Raw genomic sequence first — 266 nt, forward strand, 5'->3', positions numbered from 1 at the left:
GAGCGCAGTATCTGCTCCACCAGCTCCGGCACGGTGACATTCTGATAAATGGCACAACGCCGGGAGCGCGACAGCAGCGCCAGACGGGATCCAAGGGTCACGGCATAATGAGACTGGTCTGCATTCGTGGACAGCCACTCCAGTCCCGTGATGACCCCCTGTACCACCTTGTGATGGCGCAAACTGAAACGCGCTGACTTCAGCAGCACAGTCTCTGCGCTCACCGTTCCTGAGGTGGTAAATTCAATACGCCATGAAAACGGCCT

1 protein-coding gene is annotated in these 266 nt (G+C 57.5%); it reads right to left on the reverse strand.

The window, feature by feature from the left end; translation table 11 throughout:
* Positions 1-224 (reverse strand): contractile injection system protein, VgrG/Pvc8 family (locus tag AAIR21_RS28135; protein ID WP_434682877.1); only part of this gene is annotated, 224 nt, incomplete at its 3' end.
* Between the last annotated feature and the right edge of the window lie 42 nt (positions 225-266).

The sequence above is a fragment of the Enterobacter sp. PTB genome (genome assembly GCF_051130085.1).
GTDB lineage: Bacteria > Pseudomonadota > Gammaproteobacteria > Enterobacterales > Enterobacteriaceae > Enterobacter > Enterobacter ludwigii.